The organism is Streptomyces sp. NPDC049541 (assembly GCF_044465725.1).
In the GTDB taxonomy this organism is placed as follows: domain Bacteria; phylum Actinomycetota; class Actinomycetes; order Streptomycetales; family Streptomycetaceae; genus Streptomyces.
Genome location: NZ_JBITLY010000002.1, coordinates 389,685 through 416,370, shown reverse-complemented (window position 1 = coordinate 416,370; position 26,686 = coordinate 389,685). Strand labels below are relative to the sequence as shown.

At 70.5% G+C, this 26,686-nt stretch carries 24 protein-coding genes and 1 pseudogene; 16 read left to right on the top strand and 9 right to left on the bottom strand.

Annotated features, from left to right (window positions below):
* Nucleotides 1-26 precede the first annotated feature (26 nt).
* A pseudogene (locus tag ACIBW9_RS09040) lies at nucleotides 27-614 on the top strand (NADPH-dependent F420 reductase); the annotation flags it as partial.
* 35 nt (nucleotides 615-649) lie between these two features.
* Here the strand turns inward: ACIBW9_RS09040 and ACIBW9_RS09035 are convergent.
* Complete coding sequence (locus ACIBW9_RS09035) at nucleotides 650-2,044, bottom strand: pyridoxal phosphate-dependent decarboxylase family protein (protein ID WP_398952787.1); 1,395 nt, start codon at nucleotides 2,042-2,044, stop codon at nucleotides 650-652.
* 118 nt (nucleotides 2,045-2,162) lie between these two features.
* Between ACIBW9_RS09035 and ACIBW9_RS09030 the strand changes: the two genes are divergently transcribed.
* Together ACIBW9_RS09030 and ACIBW9_RS09025 are read left to right on the top strand one after the other, a co-directional pair.
* Nucleotides 2,163-2,654 (top strand): MarR family winged helix-turn-helix transcriptional regulator, encoded by a 492-nt coding sequence (locus ACIBW9_RS09030; protein ID WP_398952785.1) that lies wholly within the window; start codon nucleotides 2,163-2,165, stop codon nucleotides 2,652-2,654.
* Between the two features lie 475 nt (nucleotides 2,655-3,129).
* The gene (locus ACIBW9_RS09025) at nucleotides 3,130-5,898 is read left to right on the top strand and encodes an ABC transporter substrate-binding protein (protein WP_398952783.1); all 2,769 of its coding nucleotides are present in this window, start codon (nucleotides 3,130-3,132) and stop codon (nucleotides 5,896-5,898) included.
* Between the two features lie 566 nt (nucleotides 5,899-6,464).
* On the opposite strand, the gene ACIBW9_RS09020 is transcribed toward ACIBW9_RS09025, so the two are convergent.
* Entirely contained in the window at nucleotides 6,465-6,887 is a 423-nt protein-coding gene (locus ACIBW9_RS09020) for a secondary thiamine-phosphate synthase enzyme YjbQ (RefSeq protein ID WP_398952781.1), read from the bottom strand.
* A gap of 58 nt (nucleotides 6,888-6,945) precedes the next feature.
* Here ACIBW9_RS09020 and ACIBW9_RS09015 point away from each other — a divergent pair, with 58 nt between their 5' ends.
* From ACIBW9_RS09015 to ACIBW9_RS08995, 5 genes are all read left to right on the top strand, one after another.
* Nucleotides 6,946-7,092 (top strand): putative leader peptide, encoded by a 147-nt coding sequence (locus ACIBW9_RS09015; RefSeq protein ID WP_398952779.1) that lies wholly within the window; start codon nucleotides 6,946-6,948, stop codon nucleotides 7,090-7,092.
* Nucleotides 7,093-7,217: 125 nt separating this feature from the next.
* Nucleotides 7,218-8,120, top strand: a complete 903-nt coding sequence (locus tag ACIBW9_RS09010) for an ABC transporter permease (RefSeq protein ID WP_398952777.1) — start codon at nucleotides 7,218-7,220, stop codon at nucleotides 8,118-8,120.
* Nucleotides 8,093-8,833: an ABC transporter ATP-binding protein gene (locus ACIBW9_RS09005; RefSeq protein ID WP_398952775.1), complete on the top strand. Its 741-nt coding sequence runs from the start codon at nucleotides 8,093-8,095 to the stop codon at nucleotides 8,831-8,833. Before ACIBW9_RS09010 ends, ACIBW9_RS09005 begins: the two co-directional genes overlap by 28 nt.
* A 43-nt stretch (nucleotides 8,834-8,876) precedes the next feature.
* Nucleotides 8,877-9,899 (top strand): ABC transporter substrate-binding protein, encoded by a 1,023-nt coding sequence (locus ACIBW9_RS09000; RefSeq protein WP_398952773.1) that lies wholly within the window; start codon nucleotides 8,877-8,879, stop codon nucleotides 9,897-9,899.
* Nucleotides 9,900-9,972: 73 nt separating this feature from the next.
* Nucleotides 9,973-11,058, top strand: coding sequence for an NAD(P)-binding domain-containing protein (locus ACIBW9_RS08995; RefSeq protein WP_398952771.1), 1,086 nt, complete (start codon nucleotides 9,973-9,975; stop codon nucleotides 11,056-11,058).
* A 15-nt stretch (nucleotides 11,059-11,073) separates the two neighbouring features.
* Here ACIBW9_RS08995 and mltG read toward each other — a convergent pair whose 3' ends face one another.
* Nucleotides 11,074-12,090 carry an endolytic transglycosylase MltG gene (gene mltG, locus ACIBW9_RS08990; RefSeq protein WP_398952769.1) on the bottom strand — a complete coding sequence of 339 codons (1,017 nt, stop codon included), beginning with the start codon at nucleotides 12,088-12,090 and terminating at the stop codon, nucleotides 11,074-11,076.
* Between the two features lie 43 nt (nucleotides 12,091-12,133).
* A complete protein-coding gene (locus tag ACIBW9_RS08985) occupies nucleotides 12,134-13,945 on the bottom strand; it encodes an ABC transporter ATP-binding protein (RefSeq protein ID WP_398952767.1) in 1,812 nt (603 codons plus the stop codon).
* Between the two features lie 93 nt (nucleotides 13,946-14,038).
* Between ACIBW9_RS08985 and ACIBW9_RS08980 the strand changes: the two genes are divergently transcribed.
* Nucleotides 14,039-14,491 (top strand): MarR family winged helix-turn-helix transcriptional regulator, encoded by a 453-nt coding sequence (locus ACIBW9_RS08980; protein ID WP_398952765.1) that lies wholly within the window; start codon nucleotides 14,039-14,041, stop codon nucleotides 14,489-14,491.
* A 130-nt stretch (nucleotides 14,492-14,621) separates the two neighbouring features.
* On the opposite strand, the gene ACIBW9_RS08975 is transcribed toward ACIBW9_RS08980, so the two are convergent.
* The 3 genes from ACIBW9_RS08975 to ACIBW9_RS08965 all read right to left on the bottom strand — a co-directional run bounded on the left by ACIBW9_RS08975 (nucleotide 14,622) and on the right by ACIBW9_RS08965 (nucleotide 18,511).
* The gene (locus tag ACIBW9_RS08975; protein ID WP_398952763.1) at nucleotides 14,622-15,962 is read right to left on the bottom strand and encodes a cation:dicarboxylate symporter family transporter; all 1,341 of its coding nucleotides are present in this window, start codon (nucleotides 15,960-15,962) and stop codon (nucleotides 14,622-14,624) included.
* A gap of 167 nt (nucleotides 15,963-16,129) precedes the next feature.
* Nucleotides 16,130-17,725: a peptide-N4-asparagine amidase gene (locus ACIBW9_RS08970; RefSeq protein WP_398952761.1), complete on the bottom strand. Its 1,596-nt coding sequence runs from the start codon at nucleotides 17,723-17,725 to the stop codon at nucleotides 16,130-16,132.
* A 57-nt stretch (nucleotides 17,726-17,782) separates the two neighbouring features.
* Nucleotides 17,783-18,511 (bottom strand): L,D-transpeptidase family protein, encoded by a 729-nt coding sequence (locus ACIBW9_RS08965; RefSeq protein WP_398952759.1) that lies wholly within the window; start codon nucleotides 18,509-18,511, stop codon nucleotides 17,783-17,785.
* 132 nt (nucleotides 18,512-18,643) lie between these two features.
* On the opposite strand from ACIBW9_RS08965, the gene ACIBW9_RS08960 reads away from it, so the two are divergent.
* Together ACIBW9_RS08960 and ACIBW9_RS08955 are read left to right on the top strand one after the other, a co-directional pair.
* Entirely contained in the window at nucleotides 18,644-20,449 is a 1,806-nt protein-coding gene (locus ACIBW9_RS08960; protein ID WP_398952757.1) for an ABC transporter transmembrane domain-containing protein, read from the top strand.
* On the top strand, nucleotides 20,446-22,227 hold the full coding sequence (locus ACIBW9_RS08955) for an ABC transporter ATP-binding protein (RefSeq protein ID WP_398952755.1): 1,782 nt from the start codon (nucleotides 20,446-20,448) through the stop codon (nucleotides 22,225-22,227). Before ACIBW9_RS08960 ends, ACIBW9_RS08955 begins: the two co-directional genes overlap by 4 nt.
* A gap of 48 nt (nucleotides 22,228-22,275) precedes the next feature.
* Here the strand turns inward: ACIBW9_RS08955 and ACIBW9_RS08950 are convergent, their stop codons facing one another.
* Complete coding sequence (locus ACIBW9_RS08950) at nucleotides 22,276-22,785, bottom strand: hypothetical protein (RefSeq protein WP_398952753.1); 510 nt, start codon at nucleotides 22,783-22,785, stop codon at nucleotides 22,276-22,278.
* Between the two features lie 105 nt (nucleotides 22,786-22,890).
* Between ACIBW9_RS08950 and ACIBW9_RS08945 the strand changes: the two genes are divergently transcribed.
* The 5 genes from ACIBW9_RS08945 to ACIBW9_RS08925 all read left to right on the top strand — a co-directional run bounded on the left by ACIBW9_RS08945 (nucleotide 22,891) and on the right by ACIBW9_RS08925 (nucleotide 25,699).
* On the top strand, nucleotides 22,891-23,490 hold the full coding sequence (locus tag ACIBW9_RS08945) for an RNA polymerase sigma factor (RefSeq protein WP_398952751.1): 600 nt from the start codon (nucleotides 22,891-22,893) through the stop codon (nucleotides 23,488-23,490).
* The gene (locus ACIBW9_RS08940) at nucleotides 23,477-24,121 is read left to right on the top strand and encodes a hypothetical protein (RefSeq protein ID WP_398952749.1); all 645 of its coding nucleotides are present in this window, start codon (nucleotides 23,477-23,479) and stop codon (nucleotides 24,119-24,121) included. The genes ACIBW9_RS08945 and ACIBW9_RS08940 overlap by 14 nt, the downstream gene beginning before the upstream one ends.
* Before the next feature lie 246 nt (nucleotides 24,122-24,367).
* Complete coding sequence (locus tag ACIBW9_RS08935) at nucleotides 24,368-24,838, top strand: DUF5709 domain-containing protein (RefSeq protein ID WP_398952747.1); 471 nt, start codon at nucleotides 24,368-24,370, stop codon at nucleotides 24,836-24,838.
* 29 nt (nucleotides 24,839-24,867) lie between these two features.
* Nucleotides 24,868-25,122: a type B 50S ribosomal protein L31 gene (locus ACIBW9_RS08930; protein WP_115914243.1), complete on the top strand. Its 255-nt coding sequence runs from the start codon at nucleotides 24,868-24,870 to the stop codon at nucleotides 25,120-25,122.
* A 97-nt stretch (nucleotides 25,123-25,219) separates the two neighbouring features.
* The gene (locus ACIBW9_RS08925; protein WP_398952745.1) at nucleotides 25,220-25,699 is read left to right on the top strand and encodes a carboxymuconolactone decarboxylase family protein; all 480 of its coding nucleotides are present in this window, start codon (nucleotides 25,220-25,222) and stop codon (nucleotides 25,697-25,699) included.
* Nucleotides 25,700-25,761: 62 nt separating this feature from the next.
* On the opposite strand, the gene ACIBW9_RS08920 is transcribed toward ACIBW9_RS08925, so the two are convergent.
* Nucleotides 25,762-26,556 carry a metal-dependent hydrolase gene (locus ACIBW9_RS08920; protein ID WP_398952743.1) on the bottom strand — a complete coding sequence of 265 codons (795 nt, stop codon included), beginning with the start codon at nucleotides 26,554-26,556 and terminating at the stop codon, nucleotides 25,762-25,764.
* Between the last annotated feature and the right edge of the window lie 130 nt (nucleotides 26,557-26,686).

The window sequence follows — 26,686 nt, the reverse complement described above, 5'->3', positions numbered from 1 at the left end:
GAGGCTGCTGCACAGCCACCCACTGGGTGCGGGCGGGGCACGAGGTGACCATCGGGGGACGGGACGCACATAAGGCGGAGCGGCTGGCGGCGCGCATCGGAGGCGGCGTGAAGCCGGGCAGTCTGCGTTCGGCCGCCGAGTCAGGTCAGGTGGTATTGGCCGCGCTGCCCTTCGGGGCGGGAACGGCCGTGGTACGGGAACTGCGCACGTCCCTGGAGGGCAAGGCACTGCTCGACTGCTCCAACCCGGTCGGGCCGGGCTTCCGGCTGCTGACGGAAGGAGGCCCGTCAGCCGCGCGGCAACTGGCTGCGGCGGCACCGGGAGCCCAGGTGATCAAGGCTTTCAACCTCTGTCACGAGGACGTGTGGCGCATGCGGCCACCCGTCTTCGACGGGCGGCCACTGGCCGTGCCGGTCTGCGGGGACGACGAGAGTGCCCTCGCGCGGGTACGCGAGTTGGTACGGGACGTGCGTTGCGAACCCGTGGCCGGCGGGGGTCTCGAACGGGCGGGACTCCTGGAAGCGACCGCCGCGCTGTTCATCGCCCTGTGGGCCGGCGAGGGGGCGGATGCGCAAGCGATCGCACCTCCGTTGGCCTACGCGGCCGGACCGGGCCACCAGGAGACGGAAGGCGGCACGGAGGCTTTCCGTCAGGAGTTCAAGGGTTGTGTGGAGTTCAAGGGTGCTGACCCGGCCAACTCCTCGAGCCGGTTGTGCAGGTGCTCGACGTGGTGTTCGGACTCCGGCTTCATCAGGACGCTGCGGAGGATCCGGGCGCCGTCGGCGTCTGCTGTGATCTTGGGGTGGCGGGCGGCGAACGCCTCGTGGCCAGCCTTCAGGGTGCTGACGTACACGGGATCGGGGGCCGCCATGCCGTCCCCCAGGATGCGTGCGGAGGCCGCGTCGATGCCGCTGAGGGTCGCGGGATCGACCGCGGGGAAGTAGGTGACGATGTCCAACTGGGGCTGCTGATAGAGCTCCAGGAAGTCTGAGGTCTCGATCAGGTCCGCCCACTTCAGGGCCGCTCGGCGGCCGGCCGCCAGGACCTGGCCGAGACCTTCCGGGGTGGGCGGCAGGAGCTGGAAGGTCAGCCAGAGGGCCGCCGCGGAGGCGCCGGCGCGGGAGCATTCCAGACTGATCTCGCCGAGGTGCAGCTCGGCGGAGGTGAAGTAGGTGTACGGCGAGTCGTGGAGGTAGAAGCGGCCCACGTCCGGGTCGCGGAAGAGGACGGCTCCGCAGCCGTAGGGCTGCAGGCCGTGCTTGTGGGGGTCGACCACCACCGAGTCGGCCCCTGCGACGGCCCGCCAGGGCTCGGGCGGCAGCCCCTCGATGCCACCTGCTCCGGCCAGGATCGTGAAGAAGCCGCCGTACGCGGCGTCGACGTGGACGCGGACGCCGTACCGCTCAGCCAGGGGCAGGATCTCGTGGACGGGGTCGACGGCGCCCAGGCCGGTGCTGCCGGTGGTGAGGACGACGGTGCCCACCTGCCCGGTGCGCAGTACGTCCTGCAGCGCTTCGAGGTCCATCCGTCCCTGGCTGTCGGTGCGGACGGGGTGGCTCGTCATGCCCAGGACGTGACACATGCGGCCATGGGTGTAGTGGGCGTCGGCACTGTGGGCGATGCCACGGCCGGGGTGCAGCTCGCGGGCGACGAAGAGGGCTTCGAGGTTGGCGATCGTGCCACTGGTGGTGAGGTGGCCGAGATGGGTGCTGTAACCGAACATCGCGGCGAGCTGCGCGACGACCTCCCGTTCCATCGCGGCGGTGGCGGGGCCGCCGTCCAGGGCGTGGTTGTTGGGGTTGATCAGCATGGCGGTGAGGTAGCCGACCACCGCTGCGGGGTGCGGGGGCTTGAGCATCTGCCCCGCGTAGTGGGGGTGGAAGAAGGGGTAGTTGTCCTTCAGTCTCTCGGTGAACCCCGCGAAGACGGACGCGAAGCGGTCGTCGTCCACCTGGAGGGACGGGTGGGGTTCGTGGGGACCGAAGGTGTCGGCCCAGTCCTGTATCGCGTGGGTGGCTCGGCCGAGCCAGTACTGCAGGTCCATATGGATCTCCCTCTCGCTCGCGGTGTGATCCCGCCCCAGGAATTTAGCTGAGCAGTCAGCAATTGACTAGTCAGCGATTGAGGCTACAGTAGGTGAGGAGACAGTAAAGTCGGCGGTGATGAATCCGACGCCGCACCCCAGCGACGAAGTCGCCGCCCGCGCCGCCAACAGCCGGCTCGTGCGGGACTTCGGCCTGCTGATCAGATCTGCCACCCGCCTGGAACAGCGCATCGACAGCGCGCTGCGGCAGGAGTGCGGGATCAGCCACACCATGCTGGAGGTGCTGATACGCCTGTGCCGCCGCCCCGGCGAAGAGGTCTCCCAGCGGCAGCTGGCCGACGACCTCACGCTCACCAGCAGCGGCACCACCCGTCTGATCGACCGCATGGAGGACGCCGGCCTGGTCCGCCGCGTACCGTCCGCCGAGGACCGGCGGGTGGCCCTGGTGGAACCGACCCCCGACGGACGTACGGCGTTCCTGCGGGCGGCGGCCGTCCACGCGCAGGTGGTGGAGAAGTACTTCGTCAGGCCGCTGACGGCCGACGACTACACCCAGCTGACCGGAGCACTGGGCGAGATCGACAAGGCACTTCGCAACGACACCCGGTGAGACGACCCTCCAGGCAGGCTCCGGACGCCCCGCCGGCCTGGAACGGGGTTCGTGTCCGCCGAACTCCGTGAGACAACCCGAGCTTCGCCGCATTGCACACATGCCCCGGCGCCGGTGCCGCGGTCTTCCCGTCATGGGCGGACCGCGGCGGCAGGAACTGCAGCGAGGTGCACAGCGCGTGGGGCCGCGTCGGACTGTCGAGCGGCTTGCCCGACGTCCTCTCCGGACTCCCGATCAGGAGTCGTAGCGCTTGGTCACCTCGATCGTCGTCCCCGCGAGCGCCGCCCCCACCAGCATCTCGGCCCACTCGCCAAGCAGCAGCGGCTTCTCCTCCACAGACTTCAGCAAGTGGTGGCACCATTCCAGCCAGTACCGGCTGGTAATCGATCATATTCGGTCGGAAAGCGGGGGTGGCTGTAAAGGACTGGTGACAGTGTGTCGAACGCTGTTCGGTCCTCACTAGGGTCCCGGAGCCATGGCACCCGTCTTCGAGCACGCGGACAAACTCTTCGCGCTGCTGCACAGCCTTGTCCGCCGGCCCAAGAAGGGGGAGTTCCCCGAGGCGACCGAGGGCCAGGACGGCCTGCCCGTCGTCATGCTGGTGGGCTACGAGGCGAGTGAACTCGCCGAGCTGGCCGACACCATCGACAAGAGGTCCTGCAAAGAGGCCCAACCGCCGCGTATCCCGCACAAGTTGATCGACGTGTCCGGGGTGCTCGCGACGATGAACAGGGAGCGCCCCGATCTGGAGGGCGACTGGCGGCGAGCCGAGCTGTACCGCCGGGTGCTGGTCGAACTGGCCATGGAGTTCGCCTCGCCCAGCAACAGCCCGGACGCCCGCGTCCAGTTCCGCCGCTTCGGGCTCGTCAACTGGCTGTTGGAGACCAACAACACGGCCGATCCGCTGCGGGGGCAGCCCGACCACGAGCTGCTGATGCGGCTGCAGACCCGGGAGCTCCAGCGCCGGGGCTTCTTCCGGGTACTGCGCAACCCGACCACCGAAGTCGCCCTGGAGGGCCGGGCGCCGTGGTGGGCCTGGATCCTGGGCCTGCATGTGCTGCCGGTGCTGTGGTTCAGGGCCTGGCGGGCGGTGGGCCCGGAGTACCGCTGGCTGCTGCGCCAGCCCTACATGGCGCCCCGTGACCCCGGCACGTTCGCGGGCTTCGCCCTGCGCCTGACCCAGCCGCGCTTCGAGCACGAGAACCCCGAGCAGGTCGGCAAGCTGCTCGTCAACGCCTTCCTGGAGGACCTGAGGGTGGCCTACCGGCGCCGCATCTGGCGGCGGCGGGCCTGGCGTCGTACGACCTACTGCGTGGCCTTGCTGAAGGGGGTCAGGGAGGACAACTTCGGTCAGCAGCTGATCCGTTCGCTGATCGAGGTGCGCATCGAGACCGGCGACTTCGACCCGCTGCTGGTCATCGGCACCAGCCGGACCCATGACTACGCGGGGCCTCAGTGGGGGCAGCTGGAGGACGACCTGGTGATGAACTGGGGGGCGCAGTTCGTCGCGGCCAGGCGTGGGCGCAGTGCCGAGGACTGGTATCTGCCCGTGCGGATACCTGCCACGCTGGACCCGGGGACCGACGCCTACACCCGGCACTCCAAGAACCTGCTGCCGAAACTGCAGTTCAGGCCCGAGCCATCCCCGCGCTGGGCCCGTCGCCGAGTCACCGCGCTGGCCGTGGTCCTGGCGGTTGCGCTGGTGGCCGGTGCGGTCGGCTGGCGGCTCGACCCGGCACGGGAGGAGCGGTGGGAGCAGCAGCACTGCAAGTTGCCCCGGACCGATCCGGATGCCGCCACCGTGGAGACACGGGGGGCCGAGTGCGTCGGCGTCGCCCCGCACGGCTTCGCCTTCGGCTCCCAGGACGAGAGCCTGCAGAAGACGCTCAAGAAGATCGACGAGCAGAACAGGGCGGCCGAGGAGATACATCGCGACGCCCCCGACAGGCCGATCGTCACGCTGGTCCACCTCTCGGCGCTGCTCAGCAGCCCTGGCACGGGCAAGGCGGCCGGGCTGCTGTCGTATGCGCGGGAGGCGCTTCAGGGGGTGGCCAGCGCGCAGAAGCGGCAGCTGAACAGGACCGGCAGCGACGATCCGCTGCTGCGAGTCCTCCCGGCGAGCGCGGGCCTGAACATGCAGTACGGGCCCGAAGTGGTCGGCATGATCGCGAAGATGATGCGCACCGACCCGACCATCGTCGGTGTCACCGGCCTCGACCAGAGCCGCAAGGCGACCATCACCACCATCCACCGGCTCACCCGGATCGGCCTGCCGATGGTGGCCACCACGCTGTCCGCGGACACGCTTCCCGAGGCCTCGCCGCTGTACTACCAGGTCTCCCCGCAGAACCGCCGGGAGGCCGCGGTCGCCGCCGCCTACAGCAAGCACCTGGTTGCGGACAGCGGCGGCAGGCTGAAGCCCAGGGTGCGTGTCATCTACTCCGCCGACCCGACCGACGAGTACAGCAGCAACCTGCGGGCCGACGCCGCAACGTCCTTCCACGACGCGGGCTTCGACGTCGAGCAGCAGGCCTACAAGCCCGCCTCCCCGTCCTCCGGAACTCCCAACGCCCCCGAAGTCAGCGAGGTCGGCGCGGGCACCTGTCACTACCCGGGCCTTGTCTTCTTCGCCGGGCGCTCCGAGGACTTCGACACCGTCCTGTCCGCCGCCAACGACTCCTGCGGCAGATCCGACCCGCCCACCCTCCTCGCCGGCGACGACATCGCGCGGCTTGCAGCCAACCCGGACCGGCGAGGCGCCTACCCGCGCATCCCGTACGACTTCCTGGACTTCACCCAGGGCGTCGGGTCCTGCGACGAGCCAAGCGACCTCTACACCATCATGCAAACGCTGTTCCCGGACGAGTGCAACCGTGTGGAGAACTCCTCTCTCGACGGCCACGCCGCGCTTGCCTTCGACGCGGTCAACCTCTACCTCAAGGCCGTCACCACGCTTCCGGGCTCCCCGAACCGGATGCCGATCACACCCGGTGCGGTGTGGAAGGCGCTGGGCAGCATCCACGGGGACAGCGCATTCGACGGGGAGAGCGGGAGCATCGACTTCGGCGGGGTGGTGGACCGCCAGGTGCCGCTCGACAAGCTGATCTCCGTGCAGCGGGTGCAGGGGCCGAAGAGACCGAAGCAGATGGGGTTCTGCGGGGTGGCGGGCAGACAGCACCAGAACACCTGGTGTCCGGAGTCAGAAGCGGTCCAGGCGCAGGCGGACGCGCTGACGGCGGGGTGAGCACAAGCGGAGCCGTGGGCCTCCCATATCCATGGCGTCCACGGAGTGGACTTCCCGCCCGGGAACAACTGAAGGCCGGACACGATGTCGTCGTGGACCTCGGCTTTTGGACCCCGGATCGAGCCAGCTGGCGAGCCATCGCCACCAACGCCGGCGCCACCCCTGTACTGGTCTGGCAAGCGAAACGGCTTCCACGCGAACGATCCGATTCGACCTACTCGTCAGAGAGCGACCTTCAGCAGTACCGGACCAGGTTCATCCCCTGAGGCAGGCGAACCGCACCTCCTTCCTCTACCAGGGCGACGCTGGAGATGTGATCGCAGCCATGGAAGCTTCTCGCCCCTGAGACGCTATCGGCGCGCGCCGCCCGCGTCCGTACGTCGAGGACTGCTGGAACGCGGGCGAGCGGAGCCGGGGCGTCGGTCGCCGTCAGACCTCACACGCGCCCGCCACCTGGGGCACGGCGTACCGGCAGCGTTGGCCCGATACGGCCTGGAGGGAATTGCCACCAACCCCGCTTGACTGACACCCATGCCATGTGGCGGCCACGCCCAGGGCGGTTTTGCTCAGCCCAGGAAGCTCAGCCGGACTTCGCGGTTGGGATTGTCCCTATTGGTGTCCACCAGGCACACCGACTGCCAAGTTCCCAACTCCAGCCGCCCGCCCACCACAGGCAGCGTCGCGTGCGGCGGTACGAGTGCCGGGAGGACGTGGTCGCGGCCGTGGCCGGGGCTGCCGTGGCGGTGCTGCCAGCGGTCGTCGGCGGGGAGGAGGGTGTGCAGGGTGGCGAGGAGGTCGTCGTCGCTGCCGGAGCCCGTTTCGAGGATCGCGATTCCGGCGGTTGCATGGGGGACGAAGACGTTGAGGAGGCCGTCTCGGCCGGCGGCCGCCTCCCGCAGGAAGGCCTCGCAGTCTCGGGTCAGGTCGACGACCCGCTCCGTCGAACCGGTGGCGACGTTCAGGACTCGGGTGGTGAAGGCATCTGACATGACCCCATCCTGACCCATTCGCCAGGTTTCACTGGTCAACGGCGGTTCGCTGGTTGATATGGGTGGTCCAGTCCGCGAGACGCCATTGACCGTGCACGGACGACCTGGCTACTTTCGCCGCATGTTGCGTTCAGCCATGCTCACCACGCGCGGTCACATCGACCTGCTGCGGGTGGCCTCCGCCGCGTGTCGCCGCGGCTGCTGACGCCTTCTCCCCTTTCCACACCCTCCTTGCCTGTACTCCGCCGTACCCGCACGCTCCGCGTGACGTGGCGGCACTGAGGCGCGCACCCCCTCCCTCACCGGACGCTCTCCTCCCATGGAGCACCCATGAGCATCAGCCATGCCCCGCCCGGCTCCTCTGAACCTGATATTTCCCCTGTATCCGCATCGAAGCGGGCAGATGTCGACTCCCACGACCCGGCATCCCCCGAGCTCACCCCCATCGTCCCCGTCTCCTCCCGCCGCACCCGCATCCCGCGCTGGCTGCGCCGCACCGCGGGCCCCCTCCTGCTGCTGGCCCTCTGGCAACTGCTCAGCGCCACCGGCGTGTTGGCGTCGGACGTCCTGGCCTCGCCCGGCCGGATCGCCCGGGTCGCCGGGGATCTGACCGGTGACGGTTCGCTGGCTTCCGCCATGGGCACCTCGCTGCAGCGCGTGGCGTTCGGGCTGCTCCTCGGCATCGTCATCGGCACCGGACTCGCCCTGGTCTCGGGCCTGTTCAGGATCGGCGAGGATCTGGTGGACGCGCCGGTGCAGATGCTGCGGACCGTGCCGTTCGTGGGGCTGATCCCGCTGTTCATCATCTGGTTCGGCATAGGTGAGGCCCCGAAGGTCGCCATCATCACACTCGGTGTGACCTTCCCGCTCTACTTGAATGTGTACGCCGGAATCCGCGGCGTGGACGCCCAGTTGATCGAGGCCGGGGAGTCGCTCGGCCTCTCCCGTTGGGGGCTCGTACGGCATGTCGTGCTGCCGGGGGCCCTGCCCGGCGCGCTGACCGGGCTGCGCTACTCCCTCGGCATCGCCTGGCTGGCGCTGGTCTTCGCGGAGCAGGTCAACGCCGACTCCGGCATCGGATTCCTGATGGTGCAGGCACGGGACTTCCTGCGCACCGACGTGATCGTGGTCTGCCTGATCGTCTACGCCTTCCTCGGCCTGCTGGCCGACTTCATCGTCCGCTCCCTCGAAAGGCTGCTGCTGCAATGGCGACCGACGTTCACCGGCCGGTGACCCCGCGGACCGCGGTACGGGTCGAGGGGCTGACCCGCTCCTTCGACGGCCGTGCCGTCATCGACGACCTCCAACTCGACGTGCGGCCGGGTGAGTTCGTCGCCCTGCTCGGTCGCAGCGGCTGCGGCAAGTCCACCCTGCTGCGCATCCTGGCGGGCCTCGACCGCGAGATCGAGGGCACGGTCCTGGTGCCGCGCCGCAAGGCCGTCGCCTTCCAGGCGCCGCGGCTGATGCCGTGGAAGAAGGTGTGGCGCAACGTGCTGCTCGGCCTGCCCGGAAAGCCCGCACGGGCCGTCGCCGAACAGGCCCTGGACGAGGTGGGGCTCGGCCACCGCTCCGACGCCTGGCCCAAGACCCTCTCCGGCGGCGAGGCCCAGCGCGCCTCCCTCGCCCGGGCGTTGGTCCGCGAGCCCGATCTGCTGCTGCTCGACGAGCCGTTCGGTGCGCTCGACGCGCTCACCCGCATCAAGGCGCAGCGCCTGGTGGGCGAGTTGTGGCAGCGCCGGGGCTGCGCGGTGCTGCTGGTCACCCACGACGTCGAGGAGGCGGTCCTGCTCGCCGACCGTGTCCTGGTGATGGACGACGGCGTCATCGCGCACGAGCAGGAGATCGATCTCGACCGGCCGCGCGACATCACCGATCCCCGGTTCGCCGAGCTGCGCGCCGGACTGCTGGAACGGCTCGGCGTCCACACCGCCGCCGAAGCCGCCTGAACTACCCCTCTCCCAGCCTCAGTTGAACAGAACGGATCCACCCATGCGACGACGTCTCGTCCCTGCCGCACTGCTCCTCCCCTTCGCTCTCCTGCTCACCGCCTGCGGCGGGAACTCGTCCGCGAGTACGGGAACCGGCACCGACGGCAAGGGGTCGCTCACCCTCAACGTCGGCGACCAGAAGGGCGGCTCCGAGGCCATCCTGCGGGCCGCCGGAGAGCTGAAGAACCTCGACTACAAGATCAAGTGGTCCACCTTCACCTCCGGCCCGCCGCTGCTGGAGGCCGTCAACGCCAAGGCCGTCGACATCGGCGGCGTGGGCAACACCCCGCCGGTGTTCGCCGCCGGCGCGGGCTCGAAGATCGCGGTCGTGGCCGCCTTCCACGGCACCTCCAAGGGCGACGCCATCCTCGTACCGAACGACTCGAAGCTGTCGAAGCCGGAGGACCTCAAGGGCAAGTCGGTCGCCGTGGCGCAGGGTTCCTCCGCCAACTACCAGTTGGTCGCCTCCCTCAAGGCGGCCGGGCTGAGCCTGAGCGACGTCAAGGTGAAGTATCTGCAGCCGGCCGACGCGCTGGCCGCGTTCACCTCCGGCAAGGTGGACGCATGGGCGGTGTGGGACCCGTACACCTCGCAGATCCTGCAGGGCAAGCAGGGCCGCGTCCTCACCACCGGCGAGGGCATCACCAACGGCCTGACCTTCCAGGTGGCGGCGCCGAGCGCGCTGCAGGACACGAAGAAGGCCGCTGCCATCAAGGACTATCTGGAGCGGCTGCGGCGGGCCACGGCGTGGGTCTACGGCCACCAGGAGGAGTGGGCGAAGGTCTGGGCGAAGGACACCGGTCTGCCGTACGAGGTGGCGCTGGCCTCGGTGCGGCGCACCAACGCCACCCGGGTCTCGGTCGCCGTCGACAAGCCGCTCATCACCTCCGAGCAGCAGATCGCGGACACCTTCACCGACTTGAAGCTCATCCCGAAGAAGGTCGACTTCGGCGCCTTCGTGGACACCCGCTACAACGGCAAGCTGCCGGCCTCGACCACGCCCGCCCGGGCGTCCCAGGGCTGAGCACCTCGCACTGTTCGGCACATCACGGCTCCACCGCGGGAAGATCCACGACCTCCGCACAGTTAGTAGAAACGTGAACAACACGCGCGAGGTCGAGGTAGTCGTCGTGGGCGCTGGGCAGGCGGGTCTGTCCAGCGCCTATCACCTGCGGCGCACCGGTTTCGAGCCGGGGCGTGACTTCGTGGTGCTCGACCACTCCCCCGGGCCGGGCGGCGCCTGGCAGTTCCGGTGGCCCTCGCTGACCTACGGCAAGGTGCACGGCATGCATGCGCTGCCGGGCATGGAGCTGACCGACGCCGATCCGGCGCGGGCCTCGTCCGAGGTGATCGCCGAGTACTTCGCCGCGTACGAGCGCACCTTCGATCTGCGGGTCCGGCGGCCCGTCGATGTGCGTGCCGTGCGGGAGGGAGTGGGCGGGCGGTTGCTCGTCGAGACCTCGGACGGCGACTGGTCCACGCGGGCGCTGATCAACGCGACCGGCACCTGGGACCGGCCGTTCTGGCCGCGCTACCCCGGTCAGGAGAGCTTCCGGGGGCGGCAGGTGCACACGGCGCAGTACCCCGGGCCCGAGGCGTTCGCCGGGCAGCGGGTGGTCGTGGTGGGCGGGGGCGCCTCGGGTACGCAGCATCTGCTGGAGATCGCCCCGTACGCGGCTGCCACCACATGGGTGACCAGGCGGCCGCCGGTCTTCCGTGAGGGCCCCTTCACCGAGGACGTGGGGCGGGCGGCCGTCGCGCTCGTCGAGGAGCGGGTGCGGCAGGGGCTGCCGCCGAAGAGTGTCGTCTCGGTCACCGGGCTGCCGCTGAACGACGCGGTCCGGCAGGGCATCGCGGACGGGGTTCTCGACCGTCGGCCCATGTTCGACCGGATCACCCCGGACGGGGTGGAGTGGAACGACGGACAGCGAGTGGAGGCCGACGTCATCCTCTGGGCCACCGGGTTCCGGGCGGCCATCGACCATCTGCGGCCGCTGCGGCTGCGCGAGCCGGGCGGCGGGATCCGCGTCGAGGGCACGCGCGCGGTCACCGATCCGCGGGTCCATCTCGTCGGCTACGGACCCTCGGCCAGCACCATCGGCGCCAACCGGGCGGGCCGGGCCGCCGTACGGGACATCCGGCGGCTGCCGGCCGGGCAGCCGACCGAGCCCGTCGCCGCCTGACGGCCGCCCCGCGGGCTACTTCGTGGCCTGCGGAGCGGAGCTGTTCTGCGCGGCCTGCGGGACGGAGCTGTTCTGCGCGGTCTGCGGGGCGGAACCACGCTGTGTGGCCTGCGGAGCGGAGCTGCTCTGCGCGGCCTGCGGGGCGGAGCTGCTCTGGGTGGCCTGCGGAGCGGAGCTGCTCTGGGTGGCCTGTGGGGCGGAGCCGTTCTGCCGGGCGTTGAACTCCGCCACATTGCGCTGGTGCTCGGCGAAGTCGGCGGTGAAACGGGTGTCGCCCGGCTTGACCGTGACGAAGTACAGCCAGTCGCCTGCGGGCGGATTGACCGCGGCGCGCATCGCCTCCTCGCCCGGGTTGTCGATCGGGGTGGGCGGCAGGCCCATGCGCTGGTAGGAGTTGTAGGGACTGGCGAGCTTCGTGTCGTCGGCGCTGGTCTTCAGCGTGGCGCGCTTGAGGGCGTAGTTGAGGGTGGAGTCCATCTGCAGCGGCATCCCGCGCTCCAGCCGGTTGAAGACGACCCGCGCCACCTTGCCCATGTCGGCCTTCGAGGCGGCCTCGGCCTGCACGATGCTCGCGACGGTGACCGCCTGGTAGACGTTCATGGCGTTGCGCTGAGCGCCGGCCGCGATCGGGGCGCCGTTGAACTTCTTGTTGGCGGTGTTGACCATGAACGACAGCAGGGACTCGGGCGTCGTCTTCTTCGTGACGGGATAGGTCGCGGGGAAGAGATAGCCCTCCGGGTTGCCCGCCGCGTCCGTCGGCAGCTTCAGATGGGCCTTGGGGAGTGCCTTCTCGGTGCTGCCGGCGGGCAGGTGCAGGGCCTTGTCCACGGCGCCGTAGACCTGACTCGCACGCCAGCCCTCCGGGATCACCAGCGAGGCGGGCTCGGCCTCCTGCACGCCGTGCCGCACCGTCACCAGCGGCACCACCACCGCGGCGCCGGCCACCACGACTCCGGTCGCGAGGAGGATGAGGACGAGTCGGCCCCGGCGCGTCAGTCGGATCGTGCCCCGTGGCGGAATGTTCTGTTGCATGCGGGCACGGTAACCCGCATATCACCATAAACCCGACAGATCTTCAGCCTGTCGGTTCCAGTTGGGCATCCCGGCGTACGAGGGCCGCGTACCGCCCGTCCTGATCCAGCAGCTCCTCGTGTGTGCCCCGTTCGGCGACGCGGCCGGAGTCGAGGACCACGATCTGGTCGGCGCCGCGGATGGTGGACAGGCGGTGCGCGATGGTGAGCGTGGTGCGGTTGGCCGAGAGGGCGTCGATGGCCTCCTGGACGGCTGCCTCGGTGCGGTTGTCCAGGGCGCTGGTCGCCTCGTCGAGGATCAGCACCGGCGGGTCGCGCAGGATGGTGCGGGCTAGCGCCAGGCGCTGCTTCTCGCCACCGGAGAAGCGGTGGCCGCGCTCGCCGACGACGGTGTCGTACCCGTCGGGCAGCGAGGCTATGTGGTCGTGGATCTGGGCCGCCCTGGCCGCCGTGTGCAGTTCCTCGTCGGTCGCGTCCGGCTTGGCGAAGCGCAGGTTCTCGGCGACCGAGGCGTGGAAGAGATACGTCTCCTGGGAGACCACGCCGACCGCACGCGCGAGGGTGTCGAAGTCGAGGTCGCGGACGTCGACGCCGTCGAGGGTGACGCGGCCGCCGGTGACGTCGTAGAGCCGCGGGACGAGATAGCCGAGGGTCGATTTTCCTGCGCCGGTGGGGCCGACGACCGCGAGACTGCTGCCGGCGGGGACGGTGACGTCGATGCCGTCGAGGGTGGGGCCCCGCTGGTTGTCGTTGCTGTCGTAGCGGAACGAAACGTCCTCGAAGCGGACCTCGCCCTTGACCCGGTCGAGGTGGACCGGGTCCTCCCGCTCGGTGATGTCGATCGGCAGGTCGAGGTATTCGAAGATGCGCTGGAAGAGCGCGAGCGAGCTCTGGATCTGCACGCCGGTCGACAGCAGGCTGACCGCCGGGCGGAACAGGCCCTGCTGGAGCGAGACGAAGGCGACGATGGTGCCGATGGAGATGCCGGGGCCGCCCGTCTGGAGGGCGATGCCCGCGGTCCAGTAGATGACGGCCGGCATGGCGGCCATGACGATCGTGATGACGGCCATGCGCCAGCGCCCGGCCATGTTGGACCTCACCTCGAGGTCGACGAGTCCCTCGGACTCCTCCTCGAAGGACCTGGTCAGCGAGTCGGAGCGGCCCATGGTGCGGCCCAGCAGGATGCCGCTGACGGAGAGCGACTCGGTGACCGTGGCGGCCATGGCGGCCATCTGCTTCTGGCGCTCGGTGGTGATCTTCTTGCGCTCCCTGCCGACACGCCGGCTGATCCACACGAAGACCGGGAGCAGCAGCAGCGAGACGACGGTCAGCCGCCAGTCGAGGGCGATCATCGCGACGATCGTGGCGACCACGCTGGTCAGGTTGGAGACCAGGGAGGTGGCGGTGGAGGTGACGGTGGCCTGCATGCCGCCGATGTCGTTGGCTATGCGGGACTGGACCTCGCCGGTACGTGTGCGGGTGAAGAACGCGAGCGACATGCGCTGCAGCCGGCCGTAGACGGCGGTGCGCAGGTCGTGCATGACGCGCTGGCCGACCGTCGTGGAGATCAGCGTCTGCAGCACGCCGAAGACGCTGGTGAGTACGGCGCTGAGGATCATGCCGAGCGCGAGCAGGCTGAGCAGGCCGGTGCGGCCCTGGGGGATCGCGACGTCGAGGGTCGCCTTCAGCAGGAAGGGCGTGGCGACGGAGACCAGCGAGGCGGCGCCGACCAGCAGGCCGACCACGGCCAGACGGGCGCGGTAGGGGCGGAAGAGTCGCAGGATGCGGCGCACCTGCCGGGGCTGCTCCTTGGCATCGGCCGGCGGTGTCCAACGGGGTTCTCGATCGGGGTGCAATGGACTCCTAGGGAGTGAGGTGGCGAAGACGGGCGGAGCCTAGCTCATTGTTACCTATGCTCACAATGAATGAGATCCTGATATTGTTCCCGTATGGCCACCCCCGATTCCGACAGCCTGCTCGCCGAGCAGCTGCTGCGGTTCACCCGCCGTGTGCACCGCATCCAGAAGCGGCACATCGAGCAGTGCGGCCTGGGCGTCACCCCGGCCCAGTCCCGGCTGCTGCGCACCCTGGCGCACTGGAGCTCACCACCGCGGATGGCCGACCTGGCCGAGCGCCTCGAGGTGGTACCGCGGGCGGTGACCACCCTGGTCGACGGGCTGGAGGCGAGCGGCAAGGTGCGCCGGGTGCCGGATCCGACGAACCGCCGGGTGATCCGGATCGAGCTCACGGACGACGGCCGTAAGGCGCTGAGCCAATTGCGCGGCGCACGTCGCTCGGCCGCCGAGGAGATCCTCGCCCCGCTGAGCGACGACGAGCGCGAGGTGCTGGGCACCTTGTTGGACACCTTGGTGGACGGAGATCCGGAGAGGCGCTGCAGGTAGGGGGCAAAACGGTTCGTGGGCGGCTGCGGGTGGTGGCTGGTTGCGCGGTTCCCCGCGCCCCTGAAGGGGCGCGGGGAACCGCGCGAGCAACCCCACTCACCCGCAGCCGCCCACGAAACAAAGCCCCGAGCTACTGGGCGACCGGCACCGCAGCCTCCGGCACATCCTCCGCTTCGGCTACGGCCTCGCCGTCCAGCACCCTCTTCGCCTGCTCCACGTCCAGCGCGCCTTCCCAGCGGGAGACGGCGAACACGGCGACGCAGTTGCCGAGCAGGTTCGTCACCACCCGCATCGAGTCCATGATCCGGTCCACGCCCAGCAGCAGCGCCACCGCTCCGGCGGGGATGGCCCCCAGCGAGGAGGCGGTCGCGGACAGGGCGAGGAAGGCGGAGCCGGGGATGCCCGCCATGCCCTTGCTGGTCAGCATCAGCACCAGGACGACGGTGATCTGCTGGCTCAGGCTGAGGTCGACGCCCACGGCCTGGGCGATGAACAGCGTGCCGATGGAGAGGTAGAGCGAGGCGCCGTCGAGGTTGAAGGAGTAGCCGGTGGGCAGGACCAGGCCCACCGCGTCGTCGCGGGCGCCGGCCCTTCGCAGCTTCTGCATCACCCGCGGCATGACGGACTCGGTGGACGCGGTGCCGAGCGCAAGGAGCATCTCCTCGCGGATGTAGCGCAGGAACTTCCACAGGCTCAGCCCGGTGACCATGCGCAGGGCGACCGCCAGCAGCGCGACGAACAGGACCGCGGCGACATAGCACAGGATGATCAGCTTGGCGTAGGTCTCGATCACCCCGAGTCCGTACTGGCCGATCAGGACGGCCATCGCGCCGAACACCGCGATCGGGGCCAGCCGCATCACGAAGCCGACGATCGCGAAGATGATCTCCTGGGCCTGCTCGACGGCGGGCAGCACCTGGGGCACCTTGGTGTGGCCGAGGTGCAGCAGCGCGGCGCCCACCAGGCAGGCCAGGATGAGGACTTGGAGCAGGGAGTTCTCGGCGAAGGCGCCGATGAAACTGGTGGGCAGCGCGTTGACGATGAACTCGGTCGTCGAGGGCAGCGCACCGCCGCCCGTCTTCGCGTCGACGGCCTTGGTGCTCAGCGTGGACGGGTCGACATGCATGCCCGAGCCGGGCTGGACAACGTTGGCGGCGATCAGGCCGATGATCAGCGCCGCGGTGCTGGCGACCTCGAACCAGATCAGGGCCTTGAGCCCGATCCGGCCGAAGGCCTTGAGGTCACCGGCCTTGGCGATGCCGACGACGACCACGCAGAACACCAGCGGCGAGATGATCGTCTTGATGAGCCGGGTGAAACCGTCGCCGAGCGGCTGGAGATCCGCGGCGAAGCCGGGCCACAGCTTCCCGACGACGATTCCGAGGACGAGCGCGCAGAGGACCTGCACGAACAGAGAGGTACGCAGTATGCGTGCGACGCGTCGCGGGGCGGACGGGACGGACGGCGGCACGGGCACTCCTAGTGGGGACGTCAACTCACAGAAGCCGGGGAGACTTCTGCGATACGGAAAGCGGCTTCCGTGACGATCACTTTCGCGCTCCGGATGATCCAACCCGCAACCTCCGTGTTGCCGACATGTAAATCACGCACCGTGTGACGCATCGCACACAACTGGCCTCAGCAGCCGTCCCGTTCCTCCGTGAGCACCCCCTGGACGGTCGTCAGCGAGCGGTCGTAGCAGCCCGCCGAGCCGTACAGCCGATAGCGCTCGCTCGTCGTGCCGACCGCATGCCGCTGATCGCGCGGGACGCCCGTCGTGTAGGTGGCGTCGCCGTTGACCGTGTCGTCCAGCCGCGACCAGCCCGTGCGCCGCCCGCCGCGCGACTCGACGACGGCGGCACGGTCGCCGAGCGTCAGCACGGTGCGCAGCCGTGCGTCGTCGCCGATCGTGGTCGAGCCGTTCATCGTGTACGTGCGGTGGGTGAGCGTCGTGCGGGCCGGTCCGCGCCCGTCGACGGTGACCGACTGGTCGTCGCTCCAGGTGGCGTCGAGGCCGTCCATGTTCTCTCCGTCGGTCCACCGGTGCGTGGAGGTGTTGGCGAGCGTGCGGCTGACCGTGGTGGTCACGCGCCCGTGCGAGGTGTCGACGTAGCCGGAGACGGTCAGCCGGTGACCGGCCTTCGTGTCCACCGACTCCGGTGAACCGGCCGTGTACGTCGAGGAGTTCGCGAGGTCGCCCGCCCGGTCCACGGTGAGCTTCCCGGGCACGTGCGTCCGCCCGGCGTCCTGCCACACCAGTACGTCGACCGGCGCACTCCAGCCGCTCTGCCCCTCGGGCACGCCCACCACCGAGACGTCGACCTTGTGCGGGCGGCCGTCGTTGAGCAGCCCCGCGAAGGGTGTCAGGTCGTATTCGATCGGCTTGACGTCGAAGGCGCGCGGTGCCGGAATGACGTACCAGAGGAAGGGGTTGGACCAGCCCCCGGTCCACACGTGCGGGAACGGTGCGGCGATTCCGGCCAGTCGGCCGTCGACCTTGATCTGCACCTCGCGGTACGGGCCGCCGTCGGCCTGGCAGGAATACGGCGCCTTGCCGGGCACCGCCAGATACCAGAACTCCTCGCAGCCGCCGCCGGATCCGGTGGCGTACACCTCGGCGAGGATGCGTTCGCTGTTGCGCGGGGTGGTGAGGGTGTTGCCGTCGCCGAGAGTGAGGACCTTGTCGGCGGGTGCCGCGGCCGGTTCGCCCGGGTAGAAGGTGAGCGTGACCTTGACGTCGAGTACGCCGGTGTAGGTGTCGTCGACGACGTTCCCGATGAGCATCTCGACGTCCTGGCCGCTGCGGAAGGTGTCGCTGTAGCGCGTGACGTCCTTCTCGACGGACCATGCGATGCCGTCGGGCGAGGGCTCGGGGGTGGAGGTGCGCAGGATCTCGACCCCGCCGACGTGCAGATAGCCGAGCCGGTCGAACTGCCGCCCCTTGACCTTGCCGTCAAGGCGCAGCACCACCTTGCTCCAGCGGTCGCCACAGCCCTTGGGCGGTGTGTACGTTCCCCTGTAGGGGGTGAAGTCCTTGAACTGCGCCTCGGCGAGCGTGACTTGGCAGGACTTGCCGGCCGGTCTGTCGACGGGCGGAGCCGCCGTCACCGGGTCGTGCCAGTCGGTGCCGAACTCGGCGGGCGCGTCGGCGGCGCCGGCCGGCCCCGCCCCGAGGAGGGTGCTCGCGAGGAGGGTCGCTCCGGCGAGCATGGACATGACGATCCGTCTCTTCATGGCCCGTGTTCTACGGGGAGTTGACGCCTCGTGGCAATGAGGCCTCCGACAGAAGTGCTAGGCCTTCAGGTCCGCCCTGTCCCCCATCACCACCACGGGATGCCGATCCGGGTCGAGCGTGCGCAGCAGGTACTCCATCGCTGCCCTGGACAGGCTGATGCAGGCCGACGTACCGCTGCCGTGGTCCATGTGCAGCCAGATGCTGCCGCCCTTCGCGTCGCCCTCGGGGCGGGTCGGGTCGTTGGGCGCGGTGCCCTTGACGCGGTTGTAGTCGATGGCGATGACGTAGTCGAAGTCGTGCCAGTGCGAGGCGGCCCACTCGCGCGGGGCCGCGAAGGACGCGTCGCGCGTGTACGGGAGCCGGGCGCCGGGGTCGGGCAGGACACCGCCCGCGTCGGTGAGGGTGAACACGCCGACGGGACTGCGCCGGTCGCCCTCGTGGTGGTCGGCGGTCCAGCCCTTCTTGCCGTTGTGCGCCGGCCAGCCACGGGTCCGCTGCCAGCTCGAACCGTGCTTCGTGTACAGCACGACCGTGGAGTCCGCGGAGTCCCTGCCCGTCCCGTAGACCGCCACGACCTGACGGGAGTTCGCTGGAATCCGCTGTCTCATGCGCTCGCCGATGCCGGGGATGCGGGTGCCCTGGGCGGCACGCGTGCGCGTGGCGGCCGTGTTGCCAGCGGCCCCTGTCCGTGCGGTACTGCTGTCCTGCACACCGCCGCAGGCGGTCAAGGCCGTCAACAGGGTTCCCAGGGCCGCCGCCGTAAGCGGTGCACCGATCTTTCGCATCGCCCCATTTTGTACGCCGCCACGGAAAACCGTTTGCTTCCGACCACGCTGCGACGCGAACCTGTCACGGTTTGCTGCCGCCGTTCGCGGCTCCCCCCACCCCTGACACGAGCCACTGGGACGTCAGTCGTCATGCAGATTCAAGACCTTCCGTATCCCGACCCGGGTGTGCCGGACGCACGCTCCGGTCCCCGATTCCTGTGGTGGCTGGGCCGCAATCAACTGGGCGGTCAGTTCAAGTCACTGGCCTGGGGCCTGCTGCACTTCGCGTCGGTCTCCGCGCTGCCGTTCTGCGTCGGCATGGCCATCCAGGCCGTCGTCGAACGCTCGGGCGCCGGGCTGGGCCTGGCGGGCGCCCTGTTGGCGCTGGCGGGCCTCGGCACCGCGCTCGGCGACACGTTCCTGCACCGGGCCGCGGTCACCAACTGGATCACGGCCGCCGCCCGCGTCCAGCAGTTGCTCGCCCGCAAGGCGGCGATGCTGGGTTCGGCGCTGACGCGGCGCGTCGCGGCCGGCGAGGTGGTGGCCGTCTCCACCGGTGACGTCGAGAAGATCGGCTGGTTCGTGGAGGCCGTCTCCCGGTTCACCGCGGCGGCCCTCACCGTCGTGCTGGTCTGCGTCGCCCTGGTCGTCTACCAGCCGGCGCTCGGCGTGGTCGTCGCCGCGGGTCTGCCCCTGCTGGCGGTCGCGGTGCTGCCGCTGCTGCCGCGGGCGACGCGACGGGCCGACTTCCAGCGCGAGAAGGCGGGTCGGGCCACCGAACTGGCCTCGGACACCGTCGCCGGACTGCGTGTGCTGCGCGGCATCGGCGGCGAGGAGCTGTTCCTCGACCGCTACCGCCGAGCCTCCCAGGAGGTCCGGCACGCGGCCGTGCGCAGCGCCCGTATGTGGTCCCTGATCTCCGCGATCCAGGTGCTGCTGCCGGGCCTGCTGATGGTCGTGGTCGTCTGGTACGGCGTCCACCTGGCCGGGCAGGGCCGCATCACCGTCGGCGAACTGGTCACCGTCTACAGCTCGGTGATGGTCCTGACGTACCCCTTGCGGCACTTCGAAGAGATCGCGATGGCCTACTCCTTCTCGCGGCCCTCCGCCAAGCGGGCGGCGCGGGTGCTGTCGCTGGAACGGGCCACGGACACCGAGGGCTCACGCACGGCCGACATCCCCTCGGGGGACCTGTACGACCCGGCGACCGGTCTGCTCGCCCCCGCGGGCCGGCTGACGGCGGTGGTGTGCGGCGACCCGGACGCGGCGGGCCTGCTCGCCGAACGGCTGGGCGGACACCCCGCCCAGCAGGGCACCTCCGTCCTGCTGGGCGGCGTGCCCCTCGACGAGCTGCCGCTGAAGACCGCGCGTGAAGCGGTCCTCGTCCAGGACAAGGACCCGGTGCTGCTGTCCGGTTCGCTGCGCGAGCTGCTGGACGTGCCCGCCTCGGACCATGTCGGCGCACGCGAGGCGCTGGCGGCCGCGCAGTGCGGGGACGTCCTGGAGGCGCTCGCCCAGGGGTCGTTGGACGCCGCGGACCCGATGGACACGCGGATCACCGAACGCGGGCGGTCGCTGTCCGGCGGGCAGCGACAGCGGCTCGCGCTGGCCCGCTCGCTGATCACGGACCCGGAGGTGCTCGTCCTGGACGAGCCGACCTCGGCGGTCGACTCGCACACCGAGGCACGGATCGCTGAGGGGTTGCGCGCGCTTCGGGAGGGGCGCACGACAGTGGTGTTCACCTCCTCGCCGCTACTGCTGGACCACGCGGACCGGGTCGTACTGGTCCACGAGGGCGAGGTCGCCGCCGTCGGCGTGCACCGCGAACTGCTGCACTCCGAGCCCCGCTACCGGGCCGTGGTGACCCGGGAGACCGAGGAGGAGGCCGCCCTGAGCGGCGTGCTCGGAGACGGCGGCGTTCTGAAGGAACTGGAAGAGATCGAGGAGACAGCATGATCGGCGTAGCGCCACCGGCGTACGACCCGGCGGCTCCGACGACGGCGCACACGCTGCCCGTCGGCGCCCCCGCGACCGTACGCGCCTATGTGGCCGAGCTGTTCCGCCGGCACCGCCGTGCCTTCCTGGTCCTGATCGCCGTCAACACCGCGGCCGTGCTCGCCTCGATGACGGGCCCATGGCTGCTGGGCGACCTGGTCCAGCGGGTGTCGGACGGTGCACGGGAGCTTCATCTGCCGCTCACCGTCTCCCTGTTCGTGCTCGCGCTGCTCGTCCAGGCCGTTTTCGTACGGCAGGTGCGGCTGCGCGGAGCGATGCTCGGCGAGCGGATGCTGGCCGATCTGCGCGAGGACTTCCTCGTACGGTCGGTCGGGCTGCCGCCGGGCGTCCTGGAACGGGCCGGCACGGGCGACCTGCTGTCCCGGATCACCACGGACATCGACCGGCTCGCCAACGCGATGCGTGAGGCGGTGCCGCAGCTGGCGATCGGCGTGGTGTGGGCGGTGCTGCTGCTCGGCGGTCTCGTCGTGACGGTGCCGCCGCTGGCGCCTGCCGTGCTGGTCGCGGTGCCACTGCTGGTGGCCGGCTGCCGCTGGTACTTCAAGCGGGCGCCGTCCGGCTACCGCTCGGAGGCCGCCGGATACGCGGCCGTGGCCGCCGCTCTGGCGGAGACGGTCGACGCCGGGCGCACCGTGGAGGCCCACCGCCTCGGCGAGCGCCGGATCGAACTGTCCGAGCGCCGAGTGAAGGAATGGACCGCTTGGGAGAACTACACGCTCTGGCTGCGGTCCGTGCTCTTCCCCGTCATCAACCTCACCCATGTGACCGTGCTCGCCTCGGTGTTGATGATCGGCGGCGTGTTCGTCCTGCAGGGCTGGATCGGGGTGGGCCAGCTGACGACGGGTGCGCTGATCGCGCAGATGCTCGTCGACCCGGTGAACCTGATCCTGCGCTGGTACGACGAGCTGCAAGTGGCCCAGGTGTCGCTGGCCCGGCTGGTCGGCGTGCGGGACATCGAGCCCGATGCCGGTGAGGACTCGCTGGCCCCCGACGGGCGCGACGTGCACGCGGACCGGGTGCACTTCGGCTACCGCGAGGGCGTGGACGTGCTGCGCAAGGTGTCCCTCCAGGTCGCGCCCGGCACCCGGCTGGCGCTGGTCGGCCCCTCGGGCGCGGGCAAGTCGACGCTGGGCAGGCTGCTCGCCGGTATCTACGCGCCGCGGGAGGGCCGCATCACCCTCGGCGGCGCCGAGCTGTCCCGGATGCCCGCCGAACGCGTCCGCTCCCATGTGGCCCTCGTCAACCAGGAACACCACGTCTTCGTGGGCTCCCTGCGCGACAACCTGCTGCTGGCCCGGACGAGCGCGGTGGACGCCGAGCTGTGGGCGGCGCTGGGCGCGGTCGACGCCGAGGGGTGGGCGCGTGCGCTGGACGACGGTCTGGACACCGAGGTCGGCTCGGGCGGGCTGGCGCTCACCCCGGCGCAGGCCCAGCAGATCGCGCTGGCCCGGCTGGTGCTGGCGGACCCGCACACGCTGGTTCTGGACGAGGCGACCTCGCTGCTTGACCCGCGTGCGGCACGGCACCTGGAGCGCTCCCTCGCCCGCGTTCTCGACGGCCGCACGGTGGTCGCCATCGCCCACCGGCTGCACACCGCACACGACGCCGATGTGATCGCCGTGGTCGAGGACGGCCGCATCAGCGAGCTCGGCAGCCACGACGAGCTGGTCGCGGCGCAGGGCGCGTATGCGGCGCTGTGGCGGTCCTGGCACGGGTGAGCCTTCCCGGCCCGGTCGGGGGGTGCCGCAGGGCGGCCCCCGACCGGGTCAGTACCCGTATCCACCACCACCGCTGCTGTTCGACGCCGGAACCGCCTTCTTGATCGCGGTGCCCTTGGCGTTCAGGACGTACCAGACCTTGTCGATGCCCTGGCCCTTCAGATCGCCGGCCTTCCGGTCCTTGGCGTAGTAGTACAACGGGTGCCCGGCGTAGGTGACCTGGACCTTTCCCGAGCCCTTCGTGTGGCCGACGAGGTTCGCCTCGACGCCTGCGCCGGCATGCGGCTTGCCCTCCATGTGCGGCCACAGCTTCATGCACGCGGCGTCACAGTTCATCGAATTGGTGTTCTTGCCGTCCTCGGTGAACAGATACAGCGTGCGCCCGCGGCCGTCGACGAGGATGTCACCGACCGGTGAGTGGCTCGCCTTGATGACCGAGGTGTCCGTGGTGGCCGCTGCCGGGCGGGCACTGTGGACGCTGCCGCCCCCGCCGCCGCAGCCGGCGAGCGCCAGACCCGCGAGTGCGATGCCCGCCACGGTGATCCTGCTTCGCCTCATGATCTCTCCGTCCCTTCATGACAGAGGTTGTACGGGCGAGCGATGGGGTCGGATTGAGGTGGATTGCGGTCAATCCGTTCGGTGCTTCCGTGCGTACATTTGAACGTGGAGCTGTTCCCGCGTGCCGACCGGGTCGACGACGCCTCGCTCGTCGCCGGATTCGCGCTGGGCGACGAGCAGGCGGCGGTCGCCTTCGTGCGCCGCTTCCAGGACGCGGTGTACGGGCTGGCGCTGTCGGTGACCCGTGATCCGGTCCTCGCCGAGGACGTGAGCCAGGAGGTGTTCGTACGGGCCTGGCGGGCCGCTGGGAACTACGACCCCCGGCGGGCCTCGGCACTCACCTGGCTGCTGACCATCACCCGCAACGCCGCGATCGACGCCGTGCGGGCGCGGCGCTCCACCCCCGTCCTCGCCGAAACCCTGGAACGGCTCCTGGATGTGACCCTGCGGGCCGAGAACGACTGCGCCGACACGGAACGGCTGGCCCTGACCGCCCTGGAGAGCGAGCGGGCCCTCGACCGGCTGCGGGCCCTGCCGCTCGAGCAGGCCCGGGCGGTCGCGCTCGCCGTGCTCGGCGGCTGCACCGCCGCCGAGGTGGGCCGGCACGAGCACATCCCCCTGGGCACCGCCAAGACCCGCATCCGCACCGGCCTGCGCAGGCTGCGCGACATGCTGAAGGAGGGAAGCCGCGATGGAGCACCCTGACGAGGACGACCTGACCGCCCTGGCCCTCGGCGCCCTCCCCGGCACACCGGCGCAGCTGCTGCGCCACCTCACCGTCTGCGCCACCTGCCGCAGGGCCTACGACGACCTGTCGGCGGCCGTCGACGCGGTGCTGCCCGCGGCTCCTGCGGTCGCGGTCCCGCCGGGCTTCGATGCCCGGGTCCTCGACCGCCTGGCACTGCCCCGCCCCTCCCCCGCCCGCCGGCGCCGCCGCACCCCGCTGCTGCTCGCCGCGGCCGCCGCGGCCGGGCTGTGCCTGGGCACGGCCGGCACCGCGCTCCTGCACCACGAGTCGGCCCCGGCCCAGGTGACCGCGAGCGACCACGGAGGCCTGCTGCTCACCGGCTCGGGGGCGCGGGTGGGCACCGTCGAACCGAGCCGGGCCGGGACCGAGCACGTCCTGGTCATGCAGATCACGGCCGGCCGACCCGGCGCCCACTACACCTGCCGGCTCCTCCTCAAGGACGGCTCCACCCGCGACGCCGGCCAGTGGTGGATGCCGTCCTCCGGCCGGGCCACCTGGATCGCCTACGGGTCGGCCCCCGCCGTCGACCGCGTCGATCTGGTGACGGACGACGGCCACGTCTGGTCGTCTGCGGTGCTGCGCGGCTGACGCCGGCCCCGCCCCCTCTGCACACGGACCTGCCCCGCGGGACCGCTGCCCCCCTGCGCCGCGTACCTCCTGCTGCCGTGCCGTTGCGCAGTCCCGAAAAGGGGTGGAAGGCTGGATATTGGCACCGGCTCGGGGAGCGCCCTGGGACCGCTGGTTCCTCCCGGGCGCAGCCTGTGCTCCGCGTCATGGCGCACCGACGCCCCGCGCGGTGAGCAACGGGCCCGTCCCCACCACCTGGAGGTACCCGTGAACAGCGCCGACGGATGGGGAGACGACGTCTACCAGCCCGACGGATCCGAGATCCAGGAGGACTCCGGGCTGCTCGACGCGGAGGACACCCTGGTCGACGACGGCGTCGACGACCCCCTCGACCGGGGCTGGTCCCCTCCGGACCGGCCATGGGCGGTGGAACGCCCCGATGTGACGGCGGCGGAGCGGCAGCACGGGGAGACCCTGGACCAGCGGCTCGCCGAGGAGCTGCCGGACCTCGTGATGCCCGACACCGACGGCATCGGCGACTGCGCGGGCACCGACGGCGAACTCCTGGACAACGAGGTCGGCGCCGTACGCTCCGGCCGTCTCGTGGCACCGGACGAGGGCGCGCACGAGGACGAGGAGAGCGCCCTGGTCGCCCGGGACGTCGGCATCGACGGCGCGGCGGCCTCCGCCGAGGAGGCGGCCATGCACATCGTCGACGAGGACGCCCTGTCCGGCTGACCAGCCGCCGACCCGCCAAGGAGCACCGCATGCAGCAGGACAAGCACCCCGACTACCACCAGGTCGTCTTCCGCGACCGCGCCGCAGGCTACGCCTTCCTGACGCGGTCCACCGCGACCAGCGACCAGACCATCGAGTGGGACGACGGCGAGACCTATCCGGTGGTGGACGTGGAGATCTCCTCCGAGAGCCACCCGTTCTACACCGGCAAGGCACGGACCGTGGACACGGAGGGACGCATCGCCCAGTTCGAGCGGCGCTACGGCGGCGGGAAGGACGCCTGAGGTCCGCGCGGACATTCATGACGCCGGGCGGTCACATCCGCCCTTCGGGATCCGTCAGTACGACGGAAGCATCTCGAAGATTCCGGAAGGAAACGTCATGACCACGCAGCCGCGCCTGTCCAACCCCGTCAAGCTCGTGCCCGAGTTCGGTCCGGTCGCCGGGGCGCTGTTCAAGGCCACCGGCAACGGCTCGGTACCGCAGACCACCATCAGCCTGGTGCAGCTGCGCGCCGGCCAGCTGGTCGGCAACACGTATCTGACCGTGATGCACAGCGGCAACCTGCGCAAGGCCGGCGAGTCCGAGGAGCGGATCACGGGTGTGGCGACCTGGATGGACGCCCCCTGTTTCACGGATGCCGAGCGGGTTGCGCTGGCGCTGGTGGAGGCCGTTCTCACGCCGAATCCGCACGGGGAGCGGGTCTCGGACGACCTGTATGCCGAGGCGGCCAAGCACTATGACGAGACGGCGCTCACCACGCTGACGATCGCCATCGGCCAGGTCTGCTTCTTCATCCCGCTGGCTGTGATCGGCAGGCCGCTGCCGGGGGTCTCCCCCGCGCAGCAGTGGAGGGACTGACTCCGAGCGCTCGCGGAGGTGGGGCGACGGCGGGCACGCCCCACTCCTGCGGGCCGGTTTCCTCAGATGAAGTTCAGCGCCGCCGCGCAGCCCACCCCGCCCAGCAGCATGAACACCGGCATCAGCACCTTGAGCTCGACCCAGCTGCCGGCCCGGAAACGCATGACCTTCGGCGGGCCGACCGGGTACCAGCGCTTGCGGCCCACCGGTATCGGCCACAGGATCGGGCAGCCGGAGACCGTCAGGGCGTCCCCGATGTCGTGGACGATCGCGCCCAGCACGATCGGCAGCCCCAGCCACAGGTACTGCTGACCGGGCTGGGTGAACAGCCAGTCCGAGCCATTGCCCGGCTTGTCGAGGATGCCGGCGAGGATCCAGGCGCTGGTCGCGGCCAGCAGCCACACCAGCACGTCGGCGCTGGAGCCCCGGGTCGCCCGCCACAGCAGGCCCTCGATGGCCAGCACCACGTGGACGAAGAGAATGGCCAGCACCGCCCAGCGGCCACCGGTGATGGCGGCGACCGACGAACCCGCACCGATCAGGACCGCCCACAGCCAGGTGTGGGTGAGCGTGCGGTGCCCGCCGGAGCGGCGCGGGTCGCCCTGCTTCTTCGTCGCCTTGTAGACGGCGTAGGACAACTTGTCGACGATCTCGCACAGGCCGCGCGAGAGAGGGCCGAAGGCCCTGGAGATGGTGGCGGCCTTGTGGTCCAGGTCCGGGGCGAGAGCGGCTCCGGCGCAGATCAGAGCGCCGACCAGAAGAACCGGCCAGGGCATCGGGTGCCCGGCCGCCGCGGCCGCCGCACCGACGCCGAGCCAGGCGGCGGCGCCCGACAGTGAGTGTGCTGGTCCCATCATGGCCGTTGCCCGCCCCATTCCTCTTGTGCCGCTGTCCAGTTGACCGGGTGCGCTGACGCTCCGTCGGTGACACAGCGTACTGGTCGTGATCTTCCTGCCGGCAACCGATTCCCCTCTGGGGGAGGACGCC

What these genes read in the sequence shown, in the direction of transcription:
- ACIBW9_RS08965 (WP_398952759.1), bottom strand. Translation starts at nt 18,511, where the DNA reads ATGCGAAAGATCGGTGCACCGCTTACGGCGGCGGCCCTGGGAACCCTG.
- ACIBW9_RS08970 (WP_398952761.1), bottom strand. Translation starts at nt 17,725, where the DNA reads ATGAAGAGACGGATCGTCATGTCCATGCTCGCCGGAGCGACCCTCCTC.
- ACIBW9_RS09000 (WP_398952773.1), top strand. Translation starts at nt 8,877, where the DNA reads ATGCGACGACGTCTCGTCCCTGCCGCACTGCTCCTCCCCTTCGCTCTC.
- ACIBW9_RS08950 (WP_398952753.1), bottom strand. Translation starts at nt 22,785, where the DNA reads ATGAGGCGAAGCAGGATCACCGTGGCGGGCATCGCACTCGCGGGTCTG.
- ACIBW9_RS08925 (WP_398952745.1), top strand. Translation starts at nt 25,220, where the DNA reads ATGACCACGCAGCCGCGCCTGTCCAACCCCGTCAAGCTCGTGCCCGAG.
- ACIBW9_RS09025 (WP_398952783.1), top strand. Translation starts at nt 3,130, where the DNA reads ATGGCACCCGTCTTCGAGCACGCGGACAAACTCTTCGCGCTGCTGCAC.
- ACIBW9_RS09005 (WP_398952775.1), top strand. Translation starts at nt 8,093, where the DNA reads ATGGCGACCGACGTTCACCGGCCGGTGACCCCGCGGACCGCGGTACGG.
- ACIBW9_RS09010 (WP_398952777.1), top strand. Translation starts at nt 7,218, where the DNA reads ATGAGCATCAGCCATGCCCCGCCCGGCTCCTCTGAACCTGATATTTCC.
- ACIBW9_RS09020 (WP_398952781.1), bottom strand. Translation starts at nt 6,887, where the DNA reads ATGTCAGATGCCTTCACCACCCGAGTCCTGAACGTCGCCACCGGTTCG.
- ACIBW9_RS09030 (WP_398952785.1), top strand. Translation starts at nt 2,163, where the DNA reads ATGAATCCGACGCCGCACCCCAGCGACGAAGTCGCCGCCCGCGCCGCC.
- ACIBW9_RS08940 (WP_398952749.1), top strand. Translation starts at nt 23,477, where the DNA reads ATGGAGCACCCTGACGAGGACGACCTGACCGCCCTGGCCCTCGGCGCC.
- ACIBW9_RS09015 (WP_398952779.1), top strand. Translation starts at nt 6,946, where the DNA reads ATGGGTGGTCCAGTCCGCGAGACGCCATTGACCGTGCACGGACGACCT.
- ACIBW9_RS08920 (WP_398952743.1), bottom strand. Translation starts at nt 26,556, where the DNA reads ATGATGGGACCAGCACACTCACTGTCGGGCGCCGCCGCCTGGCTCGGC.
- ACIBW9_RS08955 (WP_398952755.1), top strand. Translation starts at nt 20,446, where the DNA reads ATGATCGGCGTAGCGCCACCGGCGTACGACCCGGCGGCTCCGACGACG.
- ACIBW9_RS08960 (WP_398952757.1), top strand. Translation starts at nt 18,644, where the DNA reads ATGCAGATTCAAGACCTTCCGTATCCCGACCCGGGTGTGCCGGACGCA.
- mltG (WP_398952769.1), bottom strand. Translation starts at nt 12,090, where the DNA reads ATGCAACAGAACATTCCGCCACGGGGCACGATCCGACTGACGCGCCGG.
- ACIBW9_RS08930 (WP_115914243.1), top strand. Translation starts at nt 24,868, where the DNA reads ATGCAGCAGGACAAGCACCCCGACTACCACCAGGTCGTCTTCCGCGAC.
- ACIBW9_RS08980 (WP_398952765.1), top strand. Translation starts at nt 14,039, where the DNA reads ATGGCCACCCCCGATTCCGACAGCCTGCTCGCCGAGCAGCTGCTGCGG.
- ACIBW9_RS09035 (WP_398952787.1), bottom strand. Translation starts at nt 2,044, where the DNA reads ATGGACCTGCAGTACTGGCTCGGCCGAGCCACCCACGCGATACAGGAC.